Consider the following 23040-nt stretch of genomic DNA (forward strand, 5'->3'; position numbering starts at 1 on the left):
ACCACTGGCCTCGGCTCCCGACGAACCCGTCTTCGCCGCCGGCTGGGAACGTGGTCGACACTGTTCTGCCTCGTCGGTGCGGGTGTGGTCATCGGCACGTCTCCCGCGTCCGCGGCCACTCTCGTGACGTGCACGGGTACGCAGAACATCTCGTACAGTCCCGGGCTGACACTGGCACCCCGCACCGTGACCATCACCGGCACGAACAATCTCGGCCCGTGCGTCGCGCCCAACACCTCGATCACGTCGGGGACCATCGAGTTCTCCGCGACGGCAAGCAGCTCTTGCCTTGATCTGCTGGACAGCGGCAGCGCCGTCAACGTCGTCACGTGGTCGGACGGCTCGACGAGCACCCTGCAAGTGACCCGAACCGTCTCCCAGGTGGCCGGACAGCAGGTAGACGCCTTCACGGGGTCGGTGACCTCCGGAACGTTCCAGGGAGCGACGGTCACGTGGACCATAACCAACGTCTCCCTGGACCTCCTGGACTGTGCCACGCCCGCGGGACTGACCTCACAGGTCGGACTGGACGTGTTCACTCTGGCCTCGGTCTGAGCTCGGTGACCAGACGCAGGACCGCTGCCACGGCACCGAGGTGGGCACCGTAGGATGCCCGTCCGGTCGTTGCCGTCACGGTCGGCCCGCAGGACCTGCCGGGTGCATGTCTCGGCGGCGGGGTCCCCGAGATCGCTGCGTACATGCGCGTGGACCGCAAGGTGGTGGAGCCATGCGGTCGAGTCTCCGCAGGTCGCAACAGTGACGGCCGCTCGGACGCCGAACACCCCCTTGCTGAGGGCACACGAGGTCTCCCGCCCGCCCTCCTCATCGGCTCGGTAGCCCCGGTACTCCCCGGCCCATTCAGCGTCCGCACCCAAGTGTCACCCGCCACTTCCCCCTCCTCGGTCCGTTGACAGAAGGAGTTCACCGAGCATCTCGTCGAGCATCGTGGTGTCCTGAGCGGCCCTGCCGATGGCCACTCCGTCCCAGGGCGCCAGGCGGCGCAGGGAGGTGTAGACCCCCGGGACGACGGCACCGCCGTAGATCATGCCGACGGCATCGTGTCCGCTCGCCGCCTGATGCAGGGCGTCCAGCACCGCCGCGGCCTGGTGGGGATCGGCGCCCTGTGTCGAGCCGATGGCCCAGGCCGGCTCGTAGAGGAAGACCGCAGTCGCGTTGTGCGCAAGGGTGTCCAGGACCGCCGACGCCTGCCGCCGCACGTGAGCGACTGTTTCGGCAGGGCCGAGGTGTTCGTCCTCGCCGACGCATATCACCGGGACAAGGCCGGCATGTACCGCGGCCCGTGCCTTACGGCCGACGAGCCGGTCGTCCTCCGCGAACAGGTGACGTCGCTCCGCATGCCCGACCATGACGTGCGTGCACCCGACCTCGGCCAGCAGGCCGGCGGAGACTTCTCCGGTGAACGAACCCTCCTCGCACCAGACGTTCTGCGCACCGACGCTCATGCCGGTGCCTTCGAGGAGCTCGGCTCCCAGAGGCAGGAGCGGGTAGGGCAGACAGGCGCAGAAGAGCAGCCGGGCGAGTGCCTCTGCCCGGGGAAGAAGGGCTTCGTTGATCCATTCCTCGGTCTGCCGCAGCCCGAGGTTCATCTTCGTGCTGGTCAGTGAGACCGGCATGATCCCCCTATTCGAGGTTGGTGTGCCGGGCGAGCATTGCCTGTGGTTCGGTCTCCCACAGTTGCTCGCATGCGAGGATCAGGGAGTCGAAGAACAGCAGGGCTCCCTGTTCGAAGAGGGTGCCGACGAACTGACCGGACCGGCCGGGCTCGTGGTCCTGACTGTATTCGCCGAGGTGCACCAGCAGGTCGGCCCGTTGAGCCAGGCGCGAGTCGGCGTCCGCCGTCACTGCGGCGATCCGGGCGCCCGAGCGGGCGGCGCTTTCGGCCATGACCAGGACGGTGGGGGTCTCACCCGACCCACTGCACGCCAGCAGCACGTCACCCGGGCCGATGGCGGGAGTCGTGGAGTCACCCGCCACATGCACGGACAGTCCCATGTGCATCAATCGCATGGCGAAACCCTCGGCGGCGAGTTTGGAACGGCCGGCTCCCGCCACGAAAATGCTGCTGGCGTCCCGGAGCGCGGCCATCAGGTCGGCGCAGACGTTCTCCTCGACATGGCGGAGCAACGCGTCCAGTTCCCGCAGGACGACGCGTCGGGCGGAGGCGTAGGGGCCGTCGACACCCACAGGTGTGTCGGGCGAAACAACCTGATGCTCCAGGGGCTTGTTCTGGTCGACCACCGTCGTGACTCTCCTGTTCAGCGGACGATGCAGTGCGTGAGGTCTTTGGAAGAGTGCGGTGGCTGCGTCACCAAGCGTCTCGGTGCAGGACCTCACCGATGCCTTTGCGGGGTGCCGGCCTGAAAGAGCTGCCCTTGGGGTGTCCTACTGCCAAAAGGCCGGCCTGGGTGACGCCGTCCGGGAGCCGGAGGACTTCCGCGGCTTCCCTGGCGTGTGCCAGGTGGAGAGCGGTCACCGCGGCGGCCAGACCACGCAGACGCAGTGCGAGCATCAGGCTCCACATGGCGGGCCAGACCGAGCCGTAGTAGACGGAGTGCGCGACATGTCCTACCGGAGGGGGAAGGCCCAGTTCGGCGAACCGCGCCTCGAATTCGTCGGGCGAGGCGCTCAGACAGGGCACGACCAGGACGGGAACACGGTGCAGGTGCTCCGCCAGATGCGCGGACGCCTGCCATACACCCCGCCGCTCCGGCTCCTCGGCCGCCTGCGCCGCCATGGCCTCCAGATAGGGATCAGCCGCCTTTCGGTAGCACTCGGCCAACCTGAGCCTCTGAGCCGGATCCGTCACCACGATCCACTGCCAAGGCTGGTCGTTGGAGCCGTTCGGTGCCTGCAACGCCATGGTCAACGCCTCATGCACCAGACGAACGTCCACAGGCCGCTCCAGATCCAGACGCCTGCGGACGGACCGTGTGGTCGTCAGCAGCTCCTCCCCGGTCAGCGGCCCTGTCGCCGGTGCCGCTCCATGTCCTCGGTCCGCAGGTTCCGTCGTGTCCTGCATGCACGTCACCCCTTCTCGGTACAAGCGACCGATCAGACTCAGGAAGACGTATTCAGTGCGTCCGCTCACTGAGTGTTCCGGTGCCCGGCACCCGCCGGGCACCGCTACTCGGCTTGCCGCACAGGTGTACCCGACACCTCGGCGCCAACGGTGGTGCGTGAACGCGTTGAACGGCGCACATGGTGATTCACCGGGAATGGCGAGAAGGAGCCCTTTCAGCAATATGAAAGTGGGGTAAACAAGGTGACCCATGCTCATGGGCAGTCTCTCGGCGCGGGCCCTCACTCACCCAGGCGTCGCGCCGGAGGTCGACGTCGTCGGAGGAGCCCGTGTCACGCCGTCATGGTCGCAACGCCTTGCTTGCCGGATTACTGACCGAGGCGGAGATGAGCGCGGCGGACCTCGCTCGAGACGTCAACCGCCTGGCAGCAGCCGAAGGCGTTTCCCTGCGGTACGACCGCACCACGGTGGCCCACTGGCTCACGGGTTCCCGGCCCAGAGGCCTGGTTCCGCAACTTGTTGCCGAGGCCCTCACTCGCCGAATCGGCCGTCCCATCGATGCGACGGAGACGGGGCTGATCCAGGACGCCGACGACACCTGCGGCGGCGAAGCAGGTGTGAGCCGAAACCTCATCGTCCTGGCCAGAAAGGACGCTCACCCGGCGGGCCGTGTGCAGTTGCTGCAGTCCGTGTTTCGCCAGAGTGGAGTTCCGGCCGCCGAGGCCGGGCACCCACCTCAGCCCGTCAGGCCGACCCGGCGCCACGGCGGGCTCACCGGCGCCGACGTGGAAAGAGTGCGGTTCATGGTGTCCCAGTTCGCCGCAGGCTGGTTCCGATACGGAGGCGGGCACGCTCGGGCTGCGCTCGCCTCCTATCTCGGAGATGACGTCGGACGGCTGCTGGTGCTAGTGGCACGGCCCGAGGTGCGAGCGGATCTTCTGTCAGCGACAGCACAACTCGCGCACCTGCTGGGCGACATGTCGTCGGACGCCGGCCACCAGGGCCTCTCGCAGCGGTATTACTTCCTTGCCCTTGGCGCTGCTGCTGAAGCGGGAGACCTCCGAACACGGACCATCACGTTGCGGGCGACGAGTGTTCAGGCGGTGCGGATGCACGCCTTCCGGTATGCGGCCGACCTCGCTGACGCCGCGGTCAGGTCTGCGGGTGAGTCAGGCGATGGGGCTCTGCGGGCATTCGTCCTTGCGCAGCGGGCCAACGTCCTGGCCCTTGTGGGCGAACACCGCCGCGCCTACCAGGATCTCGAGGCTGCCGAGAGGTCGCTGGATGAGCCCGCTCTCCGTCAGGACGTGTTTTCCCGTTACCCGAGAGCCGGCTTCGCCTATCGCAAGGGACAGACGCTCCACCGGCTCGGGGACGCACGATCGGCCCTGGAGGCCCTCCGGTACGCGGCGGCCGAACGCCCGGCGCACGAACACCGTCTGAGGGCCCTGAGTCAGGCGCGAGTGGCACTGGTATTACTGGAACAGGGCAAGGTGGAGGAAGCGTGCACGTACGGTCAGCTCTTCGCCGAGGTGTATCCCCTCCTGCGTTCTCACCGGTCCGTGCTCGTAGTGCGCGAGTTGCGAGCACGTCTCTCACAGTTCCGGCGGGTTCCTGAGGCAGCCGCGCTGTTGAGCCGGATCTCGGCGATCACTCTCCCGAAGAGGTGATCACGTTCCGGCACCCCGGGCGAGCGACGGGTGAGAGCGGCGATGTGATCGAAGAAGGGATCGTTCATGGGCTCATCGTTGAGTCGGGCACGGTCGAAGGCGATATCTGGACTGCCGTCCGGGTGAACGGCCTCTTCCGCGGCTGCGCCGAGGTTTCGCGAAGGCCCCGGTCGGCAGTCGGCTGAGCTCCGTCTGTCTCGCCGCAGCGGAAGGGAACTTCGCCCTCACAGAATAGTGACGAGGAAGGGACCGGCTGTGGAGGTGAGTCCCCCGGACGTCGCGCATGCCAGGAGGTCGAGGCTGGTGATGACCACTGTGTTGACGATCGTGTGTCCGGCCAGGTCGCCCTGAGTGATGGGTCCGGTCGCGACGAGTACCGTTGTGCCGTCGGGCCGTAGCGCCAGAGAACTGGTGAAGGTGAACCGGGACGGATGCGTGGTCGGATCAGCTTACAGGATCTCGCCCGTACCGGCGCTGCTGCCGCCGAGGCAGTTGAGCGTACCGCTGCCGTCGAAGGAATAGGTGCCTGCCGAGTGGCGCAGGTCGGTCGAGACACAGGGTCCCAACGTCCCGCTCGATGCCACCTCGACCTTCGGAGCCGGCATGGACAGGGTCAGGCCGGGAGAGTATGAGGTGCTCTGCACGCCCGGGGGGCAGCTCACGACGCTGATGCCGTTCGCATCCGCCGTCGCGGGCGTCGCGGGGAGAAGAGCCAAGGCACCGAGGGCACAAGCGGTCAGGATTGAAGCGAAAGTTCTGCGCATCGGTCCGTCCTTCAGCTACCGGGCCTCAAGAACCCGAGGTGATGTCGGCCGCCTCACGAGGTGTACGGGACGAGCCGCGGCGCGCCGGACGACCTGAACGAGGTGCGGACCGGCGAGGGCACAGCGTGGGCGGCTCGGCGGATTACGTCGGTGGCGCGGATCGTCGTGCAAGCCGTCAAGGCAGGACCGTGGCTGGCCGATGATCTCATGATGGCCTCCGAGGCAGGTGCACGCGTCGCCTGCTTACGAGGCGGCTTCCGGCCTACCACAGGACATCAGACCAGGGCCGCGCCTCCCTTGACCATAGGCAGGAATGACTATCGACCGAGGTTTCCGGGGATCTCGAGGCGGCCGGAAGCAGCAGGCGACGCCCAGGAGGGACCGGCATGCACGTCGTGGCCCCGTAGTGGCGAAACGCTGCCGCCTCGGGCGTCGCAGTACGTGGTCGTGGGGGTGCGCAAGGTGTTCCTCGACGATGCTCGTCGCCCCCCGAAGTGACTATGGTCACTGGGGTGAGGGAGTGGCACGGTGGGGGTGGGCTACTACACGGCAGGTCGTGCTTCGCCTCGCTGAGCTCTGCGTCACCGCCGTGACATCAGCGGGCTCCTGCCTTCTCAGCTTCTACAGCCAGGAGTACCCATGACCTCTCGCCTTGCGTTGTCAGGCTCGGCGCTGGCGCTGTCGCTGCTCGGTCTCTTCGCGCAGCCGGCGGTCGCAGCGTCTGCGCCGCTGCCGACCGTCCAGGAGGCGGCCCGCCAGACGCAAGCCCTCCTGACGTGCCCAGGTTACGAGACCAGCACGTATCAACCCGGTCTGACCCTCCTTCCACGCCAGACCGCCCTGTCCGCTTCGGGAGCGGTCGGCCCCTGCGTCGGACTCCCGCTCGACCACACCTCCGGCACCGTCAGCTTCACCGGCCAGGGCCTCCTGTCCTGTGTCCTGGAGGACGCACAGGGCAGCGGCCGCATCGATTGGACGAACCCCCAGAACAGTTCCAGCGTCTTCGACTTCACCACCGCGCTCAGTGTCCGCCCCGGTGGAGTGTCCGTCATCGTGATGACCGGTGAGGTCGTTTCCGGTGACTTCTCGGGTTCCACGGTTGCGGTCGAGTTCGTTCTCGCTCCCGGTCCCACTCAGCCCCTGGAGTGCCTCACCGAAAAGGGAATAACGACCTCCTCGGGGGCCCTCACCCTCGAGATCCTGTGACGTTCTGGGCAGCGCATCGGCTGGATCCCGAACGGCGGAATCCTACGTCCCGGCGATCGACAGCGCCCCGTCCGCCGCCGGCGCCTTCTCGATCCGCCAGCGCTGCCCGGTGGAGCCGTCGTGCACCTTGACGACGACGTCCGCGTCCGGCGCGCCGGTGGTGGCGGCGAGGGCCAGCTGGTTCTCCCAGCGCGGCAGCAGCGTGCCCTGCGCGGTGCGGTCGTAGCGCACGTCATCGCCCCGCTCGGTGCCCTCGTCGGCGCAGGTACCGAGGATGACGACTCCGGCGTCCGCCCGCGAGTCCAGGCACAGCCCCGGATCGGCGACGCTGCGCAGCAGGCCGTCGTCCTCCAGGCTCCACTGCTGCGTCCACGCCTCGGAGCACGCCGCCAGCCGGGCGCCCGCCCCTGCCTTCGGCTCGCCCCGGACGTCGAGGCAGAGGCCGGCGGCGACGTTGCGCAGCCGGGTGGGGTCCGCGCCGGTGGGCAGCCCGGCGGCGCCGGGCGGCTTCGGACGGGAGGTCGCGGACGCCGTGGCCCGGCCGTCGACGGCACTGGTGGACGCGGTCGGGTCCGCACCGCCGCCGTCGTACGACCACACGTTCACCACGAGGACGATCGCCAGCACCCCCACCGAGGCGGCGCCGGCTCCTCTGAGCAGCGACCGGGCGGAGCGCGGCCGGCCCGGGAGCCGGCGGACGGGCGCGGGGAGCCGGGCCAGCAGTCCGGGGCGGCCGCCGCGGTGCCGGGCGGCTCCCCTGGCCTGCGCGCCCCGGTCCGCGCGGCCCGGACGCGAATCGAGGTAGCGCCGGGCGCCCCAGCCGAGCACCGCTTCCGCGATCAGCGGCCCCACCTCGCGTTCGAAATGGGCGAGCTGTTCGGCCGCGTGCCGGCAGTGACGGCACTCCGCCAGGTGTTTGCGCACGTCCGGCAGCAGCTCCCCGCCGCGGCGGATCGGGACGTCGAGGAGACGATTGTGGAAGCGGCAGTCCTGGGTGGGCGCGAGTTGCCGGTGCGCGTGCAGACAACCCTCACGGAATTGCTCACGCGCCTGTTCGAACGTGGCCGACGCGGTGTCGGTGTCCATGCCGAGAAGACCCGCCGGCACGCCAATGGGTTCGCCCTCGACCTCCGTGTGCCACAGCAAACACCGGGCCGGTCCGGGAAGGGACGCGAATGCACGCGCGGCCAGTGTGCGGTTTTCCGGTATCAGGGACTTCGCCGCCCGCATACCGCGCCCGCCGGCCGGTTTGAGCAGCTGCGGCAGAGCGCCGTTGACCGCGTCGTCGGCCGACCACTGGCGGACGGTGTCGCGCACGGCCACCAGCAGGCGCGGGCGCAGGGCCGTGGCCGGTTCGCCCTGGGCGAGACGGTCCAGCACCCGGTGCTGGGCGGCGGCGGTGACCATGGCGGTGATCTGCCCCGACGCGGCGAGGCAGATGGCCGCGTAGTCGTGAGCGGGTTGCCAGTGCCGGGCCGTCAGCAGCGCGGCGGCCCTGGCGGCCTCGTTCTCCGGGCCGTCCCGAAGCCTGGAGGCCAGCCACTCGTCGGACTCTCCGGAAGACGGGTGGACAGGACGAGGGGGGTGGGGGGTGGGCACTGAGCTGTTTCCTTCCCACGCGCAGGTGACGCAGAAGTTCCGGTCGCCGAAAGGAAATTGGTGTGTACCTTTCGGGCGCGGCGTGGGGCGTCAATTCGCCATGGCGAATCGGACCCGGTTCTCCACGGTGCGTGCGAGACCCGGCCTTCACCCCCCGCACGAGTGCCTCACTCTCGCACGAACCACTCATGGTCAACAAGGCGTCCGGGGAACGTCGGACCTCTGGAAAAGCCGGCCGTAATCCGCGGCAACTGATGCCTCATACACGGGTTTTCGGATTTCCGGGCGCGCCCCGTGTGAATGGCCCGCACCCGCCGGTGCGCCGCGCACGCTCCCGGCGCGCGCCCCGGCGTAGTGAACTGGCGACGGCCCTTCTCGGAAGGTCCCGCGCGGGACGGCGGCCCTCCCGCGCGCAAGGGCCGCCGGCCCCGTTCCTCCCGCCCTCGGCCGGCGGCCCGGAGGGCGGCACCCGGCGGACGGCGCCCGGCGGGCTCAGATCTGCCAGGAGCGCAGACGGTCGGCCGCCCCGTAGACGTCGGCGTCACCGGTGAGCAGGTCGCGGGCGAGGTCGACGAGGGCGCCGTAGGGCGGATCGATGCCGACGCCGCTGGCGAACATGTACGCCACGGCCGTCGCGCAGGCGAAGCGGGCGTTGGCCGACGGCAGGGGCCTCAGCACGGCGAGGCTGTGCAGCAGGGCGGCGGCGCGCCAGGCGGGGTCGGAGTCCACGCCGAGGCGCGGCGGATCGACGCGGTGCCGGGCGACGGCGGCGACCAGGGCGGAGAAGTCGTTGACCGCGGGCTGCTCCGGCAGCACCTCCTCGTGCCGCTGGAGCAGCCAGGGCACGTCGATGTGCAGAACGGGTGCCATGGGTCAGGCGGCCCGCCCCTCGCCCCGGGCGGGCGGTGGTTCGTCGTCGGGAAAGGCGGCCGCGAACTCGTCGGCGTGGGCGGCGAAGAACCGGCGGAACGCCTCCGCGCCCTCCTGCAGCGCCCGGTGCCGGGCTATGTCGGCGGCGGCGGCCTCCCGCACGAGCGCCTTCATCGACGTACCGCGTTCCTTGGCGATCTGCCGCAGGTCCTCGAGCTCGCGGTCGCTGAACTCCACGTTCAGGGCTGGCATGCCTCCCACGGTACCGCGCGGGTACTGGACCGTAAATACCCCCAGGTCAGAGCAGGAGTGCGACGGTACCGCGGGAAGCGAACAGGTGAGCGGGGGGTCAGCCCTGGTCGGCCACGAAGGACGCCATGCGGGCCAGCGCCGCGTTCCAGTTGATGGTGTGCTCGTTGGTGGACCAGGACTGGATGTCGTCGATGTAGCAGAACTGTCCGACGCAGCCCTGGAGTTTGCTCTGTGCGTAGGGGTCCTGGATGTTCGAGTTCGGGCCGCCGGACAGGGTGCCGTCGGGCGGCGCGGGCAGCTTCGGGTCGAGCTGGTGGGCGTACCAGCGGCTGTGCTGGTTGTGCGCGTTGACCTCGCCGTATCCGGTGACGTACGACATGTTCAGCGCGTTGCGGCCGAGGATGTAGTCCATGCTCTGGACGGCGCCGTCACGGTACTTGGAACCGCCGGTGATGTCGTAGGCGGTGGCGAGGACGACGGCGTTGTTCAGGACCTGGTGGCTGGAGCCCCAGTCGTAGACGTTGCCGGCGGGGGCGTAGGGCATGCCGTACGGATGTGCCTTCAGCGTGGCCAGGTAGCCGTCGGCGCCCTCCGCGACGGAGCGTCGGACCTTGTCCCGGCCGGGGAGCCGGCTGGGGACGGTCGCCAGGTCGAGGCGGGCGGGGACCGCGGTGCTCGCCCAGTCGAAGCTGACCGGCCCGAAGATGTCGGCCGTGTGCACCGGGGACTTCAGCACGTACTGCTCGAAGTCACGCTCCCCCGTCGTCAGGTACAGCTCGGCCGCCGCCCAGTAGAAGTCGTCGGCGACCTTGGCGTCGGGGTAGGCGCCGCCGCCGATGCCGTCGTTCTCGTCGGCGAGCAGGTCCGGGTGGGCGAGCGCCGCCTTCCAGGCGGTGCGGGCCGCGTCGAGCGCCTTGGCGGCGAACGCACGGTCGTAGGGGCGGTAGAGGCGGGCGGCCTGGGCGGCCGTCGCCGCCAGGTTGAGGGTCGCCGCGGTGGTCGGCGGGTGCAGCTCCCGCTTCTGCGGGTCGTCGCTCGGCAGCAGCGGCAGCCCGGTCCACTGCTCGTCGTGCACCTTGTGGTGGGCCATCCCGGCCAGCGGCTGCCCGTCCGGCACCTGCATCTTCAGCAGGAAGTCCAGCTCCCAGCGGGCCTCGTCGAGGATGTCCGGCACCCTGTTGCCGCTCTCGGGGATGCGCAGCGATCCGTCGCCGAGCTTCGAGGGCTCCCCGGTGCGGGCGTGCAGCGAGCGCTCGTAGGTGCTCAGCAGCTCCCAGGTGGAGATGCCGCCGTTGACGACGTACTTGCCGTGGTCGCCGGCGTCGTACCAGCCGCCGGAGACGTCCAGGGTGTAGTCGCACACGCCGGGTTGGCAGGGCACCTCGGTGTCGCCCTGGTTCGGCGCCGTGCCGACGTGTCCGGCGGGGCGGCCGTAGCCGGGGCGGAGTTCGTCGCTGATGGCGATGCCGCTGCGCTGCGTGTAGTAGTACTTCGCGGAGTCCAGGCGCAGTCGCTCGTAGGCGGCGGTGCCGATGTCGAAGGGACGGCTGGTCTCGCCGTCGGCGACCAGGGTGTAGCCCTCGCCGCGCTTCTTGTAGCGGCCGAAGTCGATCGAGTGGACGTTCTGCCCGGAGGAGGCGTCGACGCCGCGCGGCACGCTCCAGCCGTCGGCGACGACCCGTCCGGCGTCGCTCTTCAGCTGCCAGCGCAGGCGGGAGGTCGCGTCGGTGACGAGCGTGGCGTTCTTCGGTCCGGACGGCAGGTAGGCGACCTGGTTGACCCGTACCCGCGGGCCGGTGTCCGGCACGTACGGCTCGGGCGCCACGCCGCCCAGCAGCGACACGTCGTCCACGCAGAACCGCCAGGCGTCGGGCGTGCCGCCGAGCTGGAAGCCGACCTGGCCCTGGGTGGTGTCGACGGGCGAGGTGAAGGTGTACGAGTAGGTGTTGCCGGAGACGCTCAGCTGCGGGCTGATCTCGTAGTAGGTGTCGTACGGGGACACCGACAGGCCGACGATCGCCCGGACCACGTGGTCGGCGGGGGTACCGGTGGCGGTGAAGGAGAACTTGTACGACTCCCCCGCCACCAGGGTGACGTCGTTCTGGCCGAGCGCCGCGTCCCAGCGGTTGGCGGTGCCGCCGGGGGCGTCGGCGCACAGCCGCCCGTCGGTCACGGCCGCGGTGACGTTGCTGCTCGTCCACCAGGAGTCGGTGCCGTTGTCGAAGGTGCCGTTCCTGACCTGCTCGGTCTCCTCGGCGCCGGCCGGGGCAGCGGGCAGCGCGGTGACGGCCGCGGCCAGCAGCACCGTCAGGGAGACGAGCGCGGTTCTGCGTCTTTTCACGTCCGGGCTCCTCGGGGGAGGTGGCGCTCGCCAGGCATGGGAGCGCTCCCAAATGCGGTCGCAGGCCATGCTTGTGGCAGACATGACATGCCGTCAACGGTCCGGACGGGACCGGTTTCTCGACCGGTTCCCGTCCGGAGTCGCGGTACGACGGCTCAGGCGGCGGGCGCCTCCAGGCGGCTGACGCGGATCGCTCCTCGCGTTTCACCGGGGTGGCGGCTGGTCAGCGTGAGGCGGACCCGGGAGCCCCGCAGCCGGTCGAAGGTGACGACGGTGGGCGTGTCGGAGGCGGTGGCCCAGTCGGTCCGCGTCCCCCGCGCCGTACGCCAGACGCGGCCGTCCCAGACGGCGACCTCGACGGTTTCAGGCAGGCTGTGGGCGTCGTCCACGGTGAAGGAGACCTCGATCCGGTCGTAGGCGCGGGTCCGCCCGTGGTCGACCGAGATCCAGTCCTCGGCACGGGCCCCGTCGAAGGCGGGCAGCAGGGCCGTGGCCGCCTTGAGGAACCCGTTGGACCAGCCCGTGGCCGGGTCGCCGTCGAGCATGGCGGCGGGCAGGGTGTCGGGCCGCCCGGAGTAGCTCGCGTCCGCGTGCGGGTGGACCACGGGCTCCGGGTGCTCGGGCGCGAACCGGGGAGCCGGTGTGGTGGCGGGGGACGCGGCCCGCCGGGCGCGCAAGGTCGCCGTGTCCGCCCGCAGCCCCTCGGCGCGGGCGGTCACCCGCACCGTCCCCGGCCGGGTGCCGGACCGCACGATGGCGAGGGCCTTGCCGTGGAAGGCGGTGCGGGTGCTCGCCTGGTACCGCTCCGCGCTCTCCTGGCGGCCGTTGTCCACGCCGGCCAGGGAGCCGCCCGCGACCTCGAAGGAGATCAGGTGCTCGGCGCCGGGCACCACGACCCCGCGCCGGTCGACCACCTCGGCGGTCACGAAGACCAGCGAGCGGCCGTCGGCGGCGACGGTCTCCCGGTCCGGGGTCAGGCGCACGGCGTGCGGCGCCCCGGCGGTGCGCAGGACGTCGGTGGCCACGGCCCTGCCGCCGCGCCGCGCGACCGCCTTCAGCTCGCCCGGCGCGAAGGGCACCCGCCAGGTCAGGTGGAGCTTGCCCGCGCTGCCGTTCGGACTGGTGTAACTGCCGGGGTGGGGACCGCCGGTGAACGTCTTGTCGTCGCCGGTGGCCTCGGTGGTCTCCAGATAGGTGCGGCCGTCCACCGTCTTCTTGGTGTCGAAGGAGCGGGCCCCGAGGGACTTCCCGTTCAGGAACAGCTCGACGGTGTCGACGTTCGCGTACGCCCAGACCTCGACGGTGTCGCCCTCGCGGTGGTTCCAGGTGGCCGGCAGGAGGTGGACCATCGGTTCGCCGGTCCACTGGCTGCGGAACAGGTGGTACATGTCCTTCGGGAATCCGGCGGTGTCGACCGCGCCGAAGAAGGACGCCTTCACCGGGAAGACGTCGTAGGGCGTGGGCTCCCCGATGTAGTCGATGCCGGACCACAGGAACTGCCCGGCGAACCACTTGCGGTCCCGGTCCTTCTTGTGGCCGTACTCGCCGCTCATGGTCCAGGAGGCCAGGTTGTTGTCGTACGACGAGGTCGCCCGCCCGCCGGGAGTGTGGTTCTCGCCGGTGTTGAGGTGCTCCGGCTCCTGGTAGGTGCCGCGCGTGGAGGTCTCCGACGACGACTCGGACTCGAAGAGGAACAGGTGCGGGTAGGCCGCGTGCAGGTCGTCCACCGACTTGGCCGTGTTGTAGTTGAGGCCGAGTCCGTCCAGCTTGGCCAGCATCAGGTCGGCCGCCGAGCCCTTGGCGGGCAGCCGGCGGTACTTGTCGGAGCCGATGACGAGCGGCCGGGTGGCGTCGGCGGCCCGGATCGCGGCGATGATCCGGTCGGCCATCGCGAGGCCCGCGGTGGAGGTGGAGTCGGGGATCTCGTTGCCGATGGACCACATGACGACGGCGGGCGAGTTGCGGGCCGCGAGCACCATCTCGGTGGCGTCGCGCTCGCACCACTCGTCGAAGAACCGGCCGTAGTCGTACCGGTTCTTGCCGGTGCGCCAGCAGTCGAAGGCCTCGACCAGCATCACGATGCCCAGCTCCTCGCAGACCTCGATCATCTCGGGCGAGGGCGGGTTGTGGGAGGTGCGGAAGGCGTTGGCGCCCATGGACTTCATGAGGGTCATCTGGCGGCGGACCGCGTCGGCGCTGACGGCCGCGCCGAGCGCGCCGAGGTCGTGGTGCAGGTCGACGCCCTTGATCTTGGCGTGGACCCCGTTGAGGTGGAAGCCCTCCTCGGGGTCGATGCGGAACGTGCGGACACCGAAGGGGGTGCGGTAGGTATCGACGGTGCGTCCGCCGACGCGCAGTTCGGTGCGCAGGGTGTAGCGGTGCGGGTCGGCGAAGTCCCACAACCGGGGGCGGCGGACGGTGAGTTCGTGGATCTCGCTCGTGTCGTCCGCGACGGTGACCGTGGAGGCGGCGCGGGCCACGGTACGCCCCTCGGCGTCCTCGACCGCCGACCTGATCTCGACCTCGCGGACGGTGCCCGAGGCGTTGACGACGGACGTCTCCACCCGGACGAGGGCGCGCTCGCCGCTCACCTCGGGTGTGGTGACGTACGTGCCCCAGCGGCGCACGTGCACCGGTTCGGTGACGACGAGCCGGGCCTCCCGGTAGATGCCGCTGCCCGAGTACCAGCGGCTGCTGGGCAGCTGGTTCTGCACCTTGACCGCGAGGACGTTCGCGGTGCGGCCGTCGGTGTGCACCAGGCCGGTGAGGTCGAGGGCGAATCCGGTGTACCCGTAGGGGTGGCGGCCGGCCTCCTGACCGTTGCAGTAGACGTGGGAGTCCATGTAGACGCCGTCGAACTCGACCGAGATCCGCTTCCCGGCCGTCTCGGGCGGCAGCGTGAAGGCGAGGCGGTACCAGCCGAGGCCGCCCGGCAGGAAGCCGGTGCCGCTGGTGGTGCCGTGCTCGGTCGTGGGCGTCTGCTCGATGCTCCAGTCGTGCGGGACGGCCACCTCCCGCCACGCGGAGTCGTCGTAGTCCGGTTCGGCGGCACGCGCGTACGCCCCGGCCGGGTCGGTGATGCCGCCCAGGTCGGCCAGGGCGAAGCGCCAGCCGTCCCGCAGGGCGACCGTGCGACGGCCCGTGCCCTCTTGCGCCCCTTCCGCGGCCCACGCCGACGGGGCGCCCAGCAGCGCGCCCGCCGCGGGCGCCGCCGCGGAGGCGATCAGGACCGATCTGCGCGTGACCGTCATGCCGGATCTCCCTCACCAGGAATCATAAGTACTCACAACTGATCGTGAACAAACAGATTCTGACGTCGTTCCACATGCGGACGTCAAGGGCACGGAAAGCTCTTTCTGTCCCGGGCGCCCCAGTCGTTCGGTGATCCGCGCGCCGAGGGGCCCTCGCGAGCGCACCGGTTCGGGTCCGCACGGCGCCCCGACGCACTAGGCTGGGGCTCAGGTGACGCGCTGTTCACAGTGGGTGTGCGCAATGGAGTGGCGACGATGAGTCCGGTCAACCCGCACGACGATGCCGCCGCGGCCCGCGTCGTGGTCGACGACTCCGGCACACTGCGGGAGTGGAGCGAGGGCGCGCGCCTGCTGCTGGGCCACCCGGCCGCGGACGTCGTGGGGCGCCCCGCCGCCGATCTGCTGGCCGGCGAGGCCGACGGCCCGGCGTTCCGGCCCGGCGACGAGCGCTGGAACGGGACACTGACGCTGCGGCACCGCGACGGGCACACGGTGTCCGTGTGGGTGCTCGCCCGTCACAGACCGTCCGAGGACGGCGGACCGGGCACGTGGCTCGTCGTGACCCCCCTGGACCGTGGCCCCGAACAGCTGGACGACCCGCTGGTCAGAGCCGCCCTGACCCAGTCGCCCTGCGCCACGATGATCTTCGACGACCAACTCCGCATCCGCGGGGTCAACAACGCCATGGCCCAGCTCTTCGAGCTCCCCCCGGACCGCATCCGCGGCCTGCGGGCCACCGACCTGGGAGGCCGGACGCAGGCGGCGGAGCTGGAGGAGCACATGCGACGCGTGCTCGCCACCGGTCGGGGCCACGACATGCACACGTACCTCAAGGCCCCGGGCGAGAGCCGCGCCCACGCCTGGCTCGCCCGCGTCGCCCCGCTCACCGGCTCCGACGGCGAGGTGCGCGGCGTCTGCGTGAGCGCCCACGACTTCACCGAGCAGCACCTCGCCCGGGAACGGCTTCAGCTGGTCAACGAGGCCAGCGTGCGCATCGGCACCACCCTCGACGTCACCCGCACCGCGCAGGAGCTGGCCGACGTGTGCGTCCCGGCGCTCGCCGACTTCGTCAGCGTCGATCTGCTGGACCCGCAGGAGCACGGTGACGACCCCGTCGCGACGCCGGCGCCGCCGGTCGCCCTGCGCCGGACCGCCCACCAGTCGGTCAACCCGGGATGCCCCGAGGCGGTGGCCGAGCCGGGCCGCCTCGAGGTCTACCCTGCGGCCTCACCACAGGCCCAGAGCCTGGTGGCGGGGCACGCGATCGTCGCCACGGTGTCCTCCGACGACCTCGAACGGTGGCGGCAGTCCGACCCCGTCCGGGTCGAGCGGATGGAGGAGTACGGCATCCACTCCACCATGTCCGTCCCGCTGCAGGCCCGCGGGGCCACCCTGGGCATCGCGGTGTTCACCCGCTTCCGCCGCCCCTACGCGTTCACGCACGACGACGTGCTGCTGGCCGAGGAGGTCAGCGCCCGCGCCGCCGTCTGCATCGACAACGCCCGCCGTTACAGCCGCGAGCGCGAGACGACCCTGATGCTGCAGCGCAGCCTGCTCCCCCGGTGGCTGCCGCCCACCGCCGCGCTGGAGGCGGCCTCCCGCTACCTCCCGGCGGCCCGCTCCGGAGTGGGCGGCGACTGGTTCGACATCATTCCCCTGTCCGGGATGCGGGTCGCGCTGGTCGTCGGGGACGTCGTCGGCCACGGCATCCAGGCCTCGGCGACGATGGGCCGGCTGCGCACCGCCGTGCGCACGCTCGCCGACATCGACCTGACCCCCGAGGAGCTGCTCACCCATCTGGACGACCTGGTCGTCCGGCTCTCGGAGGAGTCCGGCGGCGACGGCACGGGCGAGGTCGGCGCCACCTGTCTGTACGCGGTGTACGACCCGGTGTCCCGGCAGTGCTCCCTGGCCCGGGCCGGTCATCCGCAGCCCGTGCTGATCCCCCCGGACGGCCCGCCCCGGCACCTCGACCTGCCCTCCGGGCCGCCGCTCGGCGTGGGCGGCCTGCCCTTCGAGTCCGCCGAGCTGGAACTGCGCGAGGGCAGCGTGCTCGCGTTCTACACCGACGGACTGGTCGAGAACCGCGACCGCAGCGCCGACGACGGCCAGGTGCTGCTGCGGGACGCCCTGGACGCCTCCGCCGGCTCGCTGGACGCGGCCTGCGACCGCGTGCTGCACGCCCTGCTGCCCACCGGCGGCGCCGCCGACGACGTGGCGCTGCTGCTGGCCCGCACCCGGGGACTGCCCGCCGGCCAGGTCGCCACCTGGGACATCCCCGCCGACCCGTCGCTGGTCGCGCCGATCCGCAAGCAGGTCGTCGAGCAGTTGTCCGCCTGGGCGCTGCTGGAGGCCTCCTTCACCGCCGAGCTGGTGGTGAGCGAGCTGGTCACCAACGCCATCCGGTACGGATCGCCGCCCATCCGGCTGCGGCTGATCCACGACGCGTCCACGCTGATCTGCGAGGTCTCCGACACCAGCCACACCGCGCCGCACCTGCGCCGGGCCAAGACGTGGGACGAGGGCGGCCGCGGTCTGCTGCTGGTGGCCCAGCTCACCCAGCGCTGGGGCAGCCGGCACACCACCGAGGGAAAGACGATCTGGGCGGAGCTGGCCCTGCTCGAGGAGGAGTGACCGCGGTTCCCGCACCCGTGCCGGGGGACACTCGAAGGCAGGGCGTGCCGTCCGGCACCCGTGCCGGGCCGTGCGCGACGAACCTCACGGGAGTGTGGAGAAGCGATGGCCAAGACGTCCCAGCCCGTAGGCCGGACGGCCCTGCTGGCGAGCGCGGTCGCGGTGCTCGGCATGCTGACCGCCTGCGGCACCGACAGTGGAACGGCGGGCACGGCCCGGTCCAGCCACGACGAGCCCTCGGCCGGTGCGAGCAGCGCGCTTCCGGACCGGAGCACGGGTGGCGAACCGACGGCCGGCACCGTGCCCGGCGACACCGCCGGCACCCTGCCCAGCGACACCGCCGGTTCCGCGTCCGCCTCCGCCCGCACCGACGGCCGCTGCCACACCTCCGGCCTGCGCGCCTCGGTCGGCCGCGTCGACCCCGGCGCGGGGCAGCGCAACTTCCCGCTCGTGCTGACCAACACCTCGGAGCGCACCTGCACCCTGTACGGCTATCCGGGCGCCGCCTTCGAGGACGCGTCCGGCAGGCAGCTGGGCCCGGACCCGGAGCGCGCCCCCGCGTCGCCGCGGACGGTCACGCTGGCACCGGGCGGCAGCGCGTGGGCCGGACTGTCGTTCTCCAGCCCGCAGATCAGCGGCGCCCGCACCGCGACCCCGGCGGAGCTGGTCGTCACCCCGCCGGACGAGCGGGACCCGATCGAGGTGACGTGGAAGGACGGTGAGGTCCCGGTGGGCGGCAACGAGTCGTCGGTGTCCGTCACCGCCCTGGCACCCGGCACGGGCCCCTGAGCGCCGGGATGCGCCGCGGTCAGTGACCGGCGATCGGGTGCGGCGCGTACGGCCCCTCCAGCTCGTCGATCTCCTTGTCGGACAGGGTGAGTCCGACCGCCGCCACGGCGTCCTCGAGGTGGCTCGGCCTGGCGGCGCCGATGATCGGCGCGGTCACCGTGTCCTGGTGCAGCAGCCAGGCGAGAGCCACCTGGGCGCGCGGTACGCCGCGGTCCTCCGCGATGCGGGTGACGGCCTCGACGACGGCTCGGTCGCCCTCCTGGTAGAGCGTGCTGCCGAAGGTGTCGGTGGCGCTGCGCCCGGTCTCCGCCCCCCAGTCCCGGGTGAGGCGGCCGCGGGCCAGCGGGCTCCAGGGCAGCACGCCGACGCCCTGGTCGGCGCAGAGCGGCAGCATCTCGCGCTCCTCCTCGCGGTAGAGGAGGTTGTAGTGGTTCTGCATGGAGACGAACTTCGTCCAGCCGTGCCGCTCGGCGGTGTACTGCATCTTGGAGAACTGCCAGGCGTACATCGAACTGGCCCCGATGTAGCGCACCTTGCCGGCCTTCACCAGGTCGTGCAGTGCCTCCATCGTCTCCTCGACGGGGGTGTGCGGGTCGAAGCGGTGGATCTGGTACAGGTCGACGTAGTCGGTGCCGAGGCGGCGCAGGCTGTGGTCGATCTCGGTCATGATCGCCTTGCGGGACAGTCCGGCGCCGTTGGGCCCGGGCCGCATCCGGCCGTGCACCTTGGTCGCGAGCACGATCTCGTCACGGCGGGCGTAGTCCGCGAGCGCCTTGCCGACGATCTCCTCGCTGGTGCCGTCGGAGTAGACGTTGGCGGTGTCGAAGAAGGTGACGCCGGCCTCCAGCGCCTGCCGGATCAGCGGACGCGAGGCATCCTCGCCGAGGGTCCACTCGTGCGTGCCGCGGTCGGGAACGCCGTAGGTCATGCACCCCAGACAGATCCGCGACACGTCCAGGCCCGTCGAACCGAGCTTCACGTACTGCATCGTTGCTGCTCCTGCCTTCCGGATCGGTACCAGGCGAGCGTACGTCCTCGTGCGGGCGGGGGCCGAGCGCGGTCAGCGCTCGTCGAGCAGGTCGAGGGCCCGTTCCCAGCCGAACTCCGGGCGGCCGCCGTCCGTTTCGTCCTGTCCCGCGTACGGGTCGCCGAAGCGCACCCCCATCCCGCGCAGCCGCTCCAGGCTCTCCCGGTAGGCGGGGTGCGAGGCCAGGGCGTCGGCCACGCACGGCAGGACGGCGACGGGTACGCCGAGACCGCTCGCCTCGCACAGGGTGGCCACGGCGAGGGTGTCGGCCAGGCCGGCGGCCCACTTGTTGACCGTGTTGAAGGTGGCGGGCGCCACCACGACGGCGTCGGGCGCCGGGAAGGGCCGCGGGTCGGCCGGTGAACGCCAGGCCGAGCGGATCGGACGGCCGGTCCGTGCCTCGACGTCGGCGGCGTCGAAGAAGCCGCCGCCCATGGCGACGGGCGTCGCGATGACGCCGGTCTCCCAGCCGCGTGCCCGCGCGGCGGTGATCAGCCGGCCGACACCGTCGGCCACTCCGGCGGCGCAGACGACGACGTAGAGGAAGGGCTTCTCGGTGCTGCGGGCCGGTCGGGTCACGCCGGAACCCTACTCAACCGGCCGGCAGGGCCTGCCACGGGGGGAAAATACGGAGACTCCCGGGAGGCGGCCCGGGTGGTTCCGGCGGCCGCCGGGACGGGCGCGCCGCGGCGTCACCGCTCGGCTTCCCGCTCCCCGCCGTGCGCCGCGTGTCGCGCGGCCGTCGGCGGTGCACGGCCTGCATGCGGTATGGATGGAGCGTGCACCGGCCGGTGTCGGACCGCGGTGCCAGTCAGCCGTACGACGCGACGATGGGACGGAAGCCATGCCACTTGAGGGCGAGTACGAACCCAGCCCGACGCGGTGGGTGCGCGAACAGGTGGAGCTGTACGAGAGCTCCGGCGGCACGCAGGGGACGACCCTCCTGGACACGGGCCTGCCCGTGATCGTGCTGACAACGCGGGGCGCCCGCAGCGGCAAGATCCGCAAGACGCCGCTGATGCGCGTCGAGCACGAGGGCCGTTACGCGGCGGTCGCCTCCCTGGGCGGGGCGCCGCAGCACCCGGTCTGGTACCACAACGTCAGGGCCGACCCCCACGTGGAGCTGCAGGACGGCCCGGTGAAACAGGACATGACGGCCCGTGAGGTCACCGGCGCGGAGAAGGCCGAGTGGTGGGACCGTGCCGTCGCGGCGTTCCCGGCGTACGCCGACTACCAGAAGAAGACGGACCGGGAGATCCCGGTCTTCGTGCTGGAACCGGCCGGCGTCGGCTGATACCGGACCGGACGGGGAAAGCCCCGGATCCGCGTGCATGGCCCGGCCGGAGCCGGGCACACGAGGGTCAGGCCCCGCCGCGCTCCCCCGTCGCGGCGGGGCTTTCCGCTGCCTCGCGCGCGGTTCGGTCGGTGACGTCCAGGAAGATCTGCCGGGCCTCGGGCACGGTGTTGGCGATGGACCTCTTGATGCGCACGGACACCTCCTCCACCCGCTCGCTGTCCAGGCCGGGCACCAGGTCGATGCGGGCGGCCACCAGCGTGGAGTCGAGGCCCGTCTTCATGGTGAACAGCGCCTCGACGCTGTCGATCTCCGGCTGGGCCCGCAGCAGCGCCCGGATGCGGCCGCTCGCCTCCGGGTCCGCGGCCTCGCCGATCAGCTGGTCGCGGGCCTCGCGACCGAGCCGGTACGCCACGTACACGAGCAGCGCGCCGATGGCGAGCGAGGCGCAGGCCTCCCACACGACCTGCCCGGTGACCATGTGCAGGACCATGCCGATCATGGCGAGGGTGACGCCGAGCACCGCGGTGCCGTCCTCGGCGACGACCGTGCGCAGGGCCGGGTCGCGCATCCCGGCGGCGACCCCGCCCTGCCCGCGCACCTGGTGCAGCGCCCGCAGCAGCGAGGCGCCCTCGGCGATCAGGGCGACGCCGAGCACGATCAGCCCGGCCACGTAGCCGCTGAGTTCCTCCTCCGCGCCCGTCCGGAGCGCTTCGACGCCCTGGAAGACGGAGAAGCAGCCACCCATGACGAAGATTCCCACGGCCGCCAGCAAGGACCAGAAGAAGCGTTCCTTGCCGTAGCCGAAGGGGTGGCGGCGGTCGGCGGGGCGGCGGCTGCGGCGCAGCGCGGCGAGGAGGAAGACCTCGTTCATGCTGTCGGCCACCGAGTGCGCCGCCTCCGACAGCAGCGCGGGCGATCCAGCGAGGAAGCCGCCGACCGCCTTGGCGACCGCGATCACCAGATTGGCCCCGAGAGCCACCAGTACCGTGATCCGCGTCCGGCTGTCCGCCTTGGGCCCGCCCGTGCTCTCTCCCCCGGTCCCGTCGTCCTCTCCGTGGGTCTGTCCGTCGGCTGTCCTGTGCGAAGTTGTCCGGCTCACGATTCGCCGACTGCCCCTTGCCGGCCGGGCTCACACCCGCCTTGTGGGTGGCCCACCAGTGCCGACGGCCGAAAACGGGGAACGCGTTACCAGGGCCCACCGACGACAGGGAGGTACGTCCCATGACCGGCGACGACGGGACGCCCGGCAACAGCGGCTACGGCAGGAAGGCGTTCAAGCGGTCCAAGAGCCACTTCGCGGACCGGATCACCGCGGACGGCCGTGACGGCTGGCCGGTGGCGGCCGGACGCTACCGGCTGGTGGCCAGCCGCGCCTGTCCGTGGGCGAGCCGGGCCCTGGTGTCCCGGCGGCTGCTCGGCCTGGAGGACGCCCTGTCCCTGGCGATCACCGACCCGGTCCAGGACGACCGCAGCTGGCGGTTCACCCTGGACGCGGACGACCGCGACCCGGTCCTCGGCATCCGCTTCCTCAGCGAGGCCTACGACAAGCGGGAGACGGGCTATCCGGGCGGGGTGAGCGTGCCGGCGGTCGTGGACGTGCCCAGCGGGAAGCTGGTGACCAACGACTACCAGCAGATCACCCTGGACCTGGCGACGGAGTGGTCGTCCCTGCACCGGCCGGGTGCGCCCGACCTGTATCCGCACGCCCTGCGCGACGAGATCGACGAGGTGATGGCCGGCGTCTACCACGACGTCAACAACGGTGTGTACCGGGCGGGCTTCGCCACCGGACAGGAGGAGTACGAGGCCGCCTGCGCGGGCGTGTTCCGCCGGCTGGAGCAGCTGACGCCCCGGCTGGAACGGCAGCGCTACCTGGTCGGGGACACGATCACGGAGGCGGACATCCGGCTGTTCACCACGCTGGTGCGCTTCGACGCCGTCTACCACGGTCACTTCAAGTGCAACCGCTGGAAGCTGGCGGAGAATCCGGTCCTGTGGGCCTACGTCCGCGACCTGTTCCAGACGCCCGGTTTCGGCGACACCGTCGACTTCGACCACATCAAGCGCCACTACTACGAGGTCCACACCGGCATCAATCCGACCGGCATCGTGCCGCTGGGCCCGGACCTGTCCGGCTGGCTCACGCCGCACCACCGGGAGGACCTGGGCGGCCGCCCGTTCGGCGACGGCACGCCCCCCGGGCCGGTACCCGCCGGCGAGGAGGTACCGGCGGCCGGCCGGCCCTGACCCCCACGGGCCGTGCGCGTCACGTCCCGGCATCACAGAGCGAACCCGAAGGA

Annotated in this window: 19 protein-coding genes; 7 read left to right on the plus strand and 12 right to left on the minus strand. The window is 71.3% G+C overall.

The genetic code is table 11. The annotated features are described in order from the left end of the window. Positions 1–186: 186 nt before the first annotated feature. Positions 187–555 (plus strand): hypothetical protein, encoded by a 369-nt coding sequence (locus ACGF3H_RS06685; protein WP_362496201.1) that lies wholly within the window; start codon positions 187–189, stop codon positions 553–555. A gap of 323 nt (positions 556–878) precedes the next feature. Here ACGF3H_RS06685 and ACGF3H_RS06690 read toward each other — a convergent pair whose 3' ends face one another. From ACGF3H_RS06690 to ACGF3H_RS06700, 3 genes are all read right to left on the minus strand, one after another. Continuing rightward, on the minus strand, positions 879–1634 hold the full coding sequence (locus ACGF3H_RS06690) for a triose-phosphate isomerase family protein (RefSeq protein ID WP_362496204.1): 756 nt from the start codon (positions 1632–1634) through the stop codon (positions 879–881). Between the two features lie 7 nt (positions 1635–1641). After that, positions 1642–2259 (minus strand): 6-phospho-3-hexuloisomerase, encoded by a 618-nt coding sequence (gene hxlB, locus ACGF3H_RS06695; RefSeq protein ID WP_362496206.1) that lies wholly within the window; start codon positions 2257–2259, stop codon positions 1642–1644. A gap of 67 nt (positions 2260–2326) precedes the next feature. Further along, positions 2327–3298, minus strand: a complete 972-nt coding sequence (locus ACGF3H_RS06700) for a nitroreductase family protein (RefSeq protein ID WP_362496208.1) — start codon at positions 3296–3298, stop codon at positions 2327–2329. 128 nt (positions 3299–3426) lie between these two features. Between ACGF3H_RS06700 and ACGF3H_RS06705 the strand changes: the two genes are divergently transcribed. Then, the gene (locus ACGF3H_RS06705) at positions 3427–4710 is read left to right on the plus strand and encodes a hypothetical protein (RefSeq protein WP_362496211.1); all 1284 of its coding nucleotides are present in this window, start codon (positions 3427–3429) and stop codon (positions 4708–4710) included. Positions 4711–5159: 449 nt separating this feature from the next. Here the strand turns inward: ACGF3H_RS06705 and ACGF3H_RS06710 are convergent, their stop codons facing one another. After that, a complete protein-coding gene (locus ACGF3H_RS06710; protein ID WP_362496213.1) occupies positions 5160–5474 on the minus strand; it encodes a hypothetical protein in 315 nt (104 codons plus the stop codon). 639 nt (positions 5475–6113) lie between these two features. Here ACGF3H_RS06710 and ACGF3H_RS06715 point away from each other — a divergent pair. Further along, a complete protein-coding gene (locus ACGF3H_RS06715; RefSeq protein WP_362496216.1) occupies positions 6114–6680 on the plus strand; it encodes a hypothetical protein in 567 nt (188 codons plus the stop codon). A 42-nt stretch (positions 6681–6722) separates the two neighbouring features. On the opposite strand, the gene ACGF3H_RS06720 is transcribed toward ACGF3H_RS06715, so the two are convergent. The 5 genes from ACGF3H_RS06720 to ACGF3H_RS06740 all read right to left on the minus strand — a co-directional run bounded on the left by ACGF3H_RS06720 (position 6723) and on the right by ACGF3H_RS06740 (position 14993). After that, positions 6723–8279 carry a ricin-type beta-trefoil lectin domain protein gene (locus tag ACGF3H_RS06720; protein WP_362496219.1) on the minus strand — a complete coding sequence of 519 codons (1557 nt, stop codon included), beginning with the start codon at positions 8277–8279 and terminating at the stop codon, positions 6723–6725. Between the two features lie 492 nt (positions 8280–8771). Further along, complete coding sequence (locus ACGF3H_RS06725) at positions 8772–9149, minus strand: toxin Doc (RefSeq protein WP_362496222.1); 378 nt, start codon at positions 9147–9149, stop codon at positions 8772–8774. Between the two features lie 3 nt (positions 9150–9152). After that, positions 9153–9401: a hypothetical protein gene (locus tag ACGF3H_RS06730; RefSeq protein WP_362496224.1), complete on the minus strand. Its 249-nt coding sequence runs from the start codon at positions 9399–9401 to the stop codon at positions 9153–9155. 97 nt (positions 9402–9498) lie between these two features. After that, the gene (locus ACGF3H_RS06735) at positions 9499–11742 is read right to left on the minus strand and encodes a cellulase (RefSeq protein ID WP_362496226.1); all 2244 of its coding nucleotides are present in this window, start codon (positions 11740–11742) and stop codon (positions 9499–9501) included. Between the two features lie 155 nt (positions 11743–11897). Further along, positions 11898–14993 carry a glycoside hydrolase family 2 TIM barrel-domain containing protein gene (locus ACGF3H_RS06740; protein ID WP_362496229.1) on the minus strand — a complete coding sequence of 1032 codons (3096 nt, stop codon included), beginning with the start codon at positions 14991–14993 and terminating at the stop codon, positions 11898–11900. 255 nt (positions 14994–15248) lie between these two features. Between ACGF3H_RS06740 and ACGF3H_RS06745 the strand changes: the two genes are divergently transcribed. Both ACGF3H_RS06745 and ACGF3H_RS06750 read left to right on the plus strand, forming a co-directional pair. Next, complete coding sequence (locus tag ACGF3H_RS06745) at positions 15249–17627, plus strand: SpoIIE family protein phosphatase (RefSeq protein ID WP_362496231.1); 2379 nt, start codon at positions 15249–15251, stop codon at positions 17625–17627. 105 nt (positions 17628–17732) lie between these two features. Next, positions 17733–18416 (plus strand): DUF4232 domain-containing protein, encoded by a 684-nt coding sequence (locus ACGF3H_RS06750; RefSeq protein WP_362496233.1) that lies wholly within the window; start codon positions 17733–17735, stop codon positions 18414–18416. Between the two features lie 19 nt (positions 18417–18435). Here ACGF3H_RS06750 and ACGF3H_RS06755 read toward each other — a convergent pair whose 3' ends face one another. Together ACGF3H_RS06755 and ACGF3H_RS06760 are read right to left on the minus strand one after the other, a co-directional pair. Then, a complete protein-coding gene (locus ACGF3H_RS06755; protein WP_362496235.1) occupies positions 18436–19404 on the minus strand; it encodes an aldo/keto reductase in 969 nt (322 codons plus the stop codon). A gap of 72 nt (positions 19405–19476) precedes the next feature. Continuing rightward, positions 19477–20022, minus strand: a complete 546-nt coding sequence (locus ACGF3H_RS06760; RefSeq protein ID WP_362496237.1) for a flavoprotein — start codon at positions 20020–20022, stop codon at positions 19477–19479. Positions 20023–20287: 265 nt separating this feature from the next. Here ACGF3H_RS06760 and ACGF3H_RS06765 point away from each other — a divergent pair, with 265 nt between their 5' ends. Next, on the plus strand, positions 20288–20737 hold the full coding sequence (locus ACGF3H_RS06765; RefSeq protein ID WP_362496240.1) for a nitroreductase family deazaflavin-dependent oxidoreductase: 450 nt from the start codon (positions 20288–20290) through the stop codon (positions 20735–20737). 67 nt (positions 20738–20804) lie between these two features. Here ACGF3H_RS06765 and ACGF3H_RS06770 read toward each other — a convergent pair whose 3' ends face one another. Beyond that, complete coding sequence (locus ACGF3H_RS06770; RefSeq protein WP_393816472.1) at positions 20805–21722, minus strand: cation diffusion facilitator family transporter; 918 nt, start codon at positions 21720–21722, stop codon at positions 20805–20807. Between the two features lie 239 nt (positions 21723–21961). On the opposite strand from ACGF3H_RS06770, the gene ACGF3H_RS06775 reads away from it, so the two are divergent. Next, entirely contained in the window at positions 21962–22987 is a 1026-nt protein-coding gene (locus ACGF3H_RS06775; RefSeq protein WP_362496242.1) for a glutathione S-transferase C-terminal domain-containing protein, read from the plus strand. The last annotated feature ends 53 nt before the right edge of the window (positions 22988–23040 follow it).

The sequence above is a fragment of the Streptomyces sp. NPDC048185 genome, from assembly GCF_043202495.1.
Lineage (GTDB): Bacteria > Actinomycetota > Actinomycetes > Streptomycetales > Streptomycetaceae > Streptomyces.

Bases quoted from the DNA above. Each gene is read 5' to 3' on its own strand.
- ACGF3H_RS06775 (WP_362496242.1), top strand. From the start codon at position 21,962: ATGACCGGCGACGACGGGACGCCCGGCAACAGCGGCTACGGCAGGAAG.
- ACGF3H_RS06725 (WP_362496222.1), bottom strand. From the start codon at position 9,149: ATGGCACCCGTTCTGCACATCGACGTGCCCTGGCTGCTCCAGCGGCAC.
- ACGF3H_RS06750 (WP_362496233.1), top strand. From the start codon at position 17,733: ATGGCCAAGACGTCCCAGCCCGTAGGCCGGACGGCCCTGCTGGCGAGC.
- ACGF3H_RS06690 (WP_362496204.1), bottom strand. From the start codon at position 1,634: ATGCCGGTCTCACTGACCAGCACGAAGATGAACCTCGGGCTGCGGCAG.
- ACGF3H_RS06730 (WP_362496224.1), bottom strand. From the start codon at position 9,401: ATGCCAGCCCTGAACGTGGAGTTCAGCGACCGCGAGCTCGAGGACCTG.
- ACGF3H_RS06740 (WP_362496229.1), bottom strand. From the start codon at position 14,993: ATGACGGTCACGCGCAGATCGGTCCTGATCGCCTCCGCGGCGGCGCCC.
- ACGF3H_RS06755 (WP_362496235.1), bottom strand. From the start codon at position 19,404: ATGCAGTACGTGAAGCTCGGTTCGACGGGCCTGGACGTGTCGCGGATC.
- ACGF3H_RS06765 (WP_362496240.1), top strand. From the start codon at position 20,288: ATGCCACTTGAGGGCGAGTACGAACCCAGCCCGACGCGGTGGGTGCGC.
- ACGF3H_RS06710 (WP_362496213.1), bottom strand. From the start codon at position 5,474: ATGCGCAGAACTTTCGCTTCAATCCTGACCGCTTGTGCCCTCGGTGCC.
- ACGF3H_RS06745 (WP_362496231.1), top strand. From the start codon at position 15,249: ATGAGTCCGGTCAACCCGCACGACGATGCCGCCGCGGCCCGCGTCGTG.
- ACGF3H_RS06715 (WP_362496216.1), top strand. From the start codon at position 6,114: ATGACCTCTCGCCTTGCGTTGTCAGGCTCGGCGCTGGCGCTGTCGCTG.
- ACGF3H_RS06705 (WP_362496211.1), top strand. From the start codon at position 3,427: ATGAGCGCGGCGGACCTCGCTCGAGACGTCAACCGCCTGGCAGCAGCC.
- ACGF3H_RS06700 (WP_362496208.1), bottom strand. From the start codon at position 3,298: ATGAGCATGGGTCACCTTGTTTACCCCACTTTCATATTGCTGAAAGGG.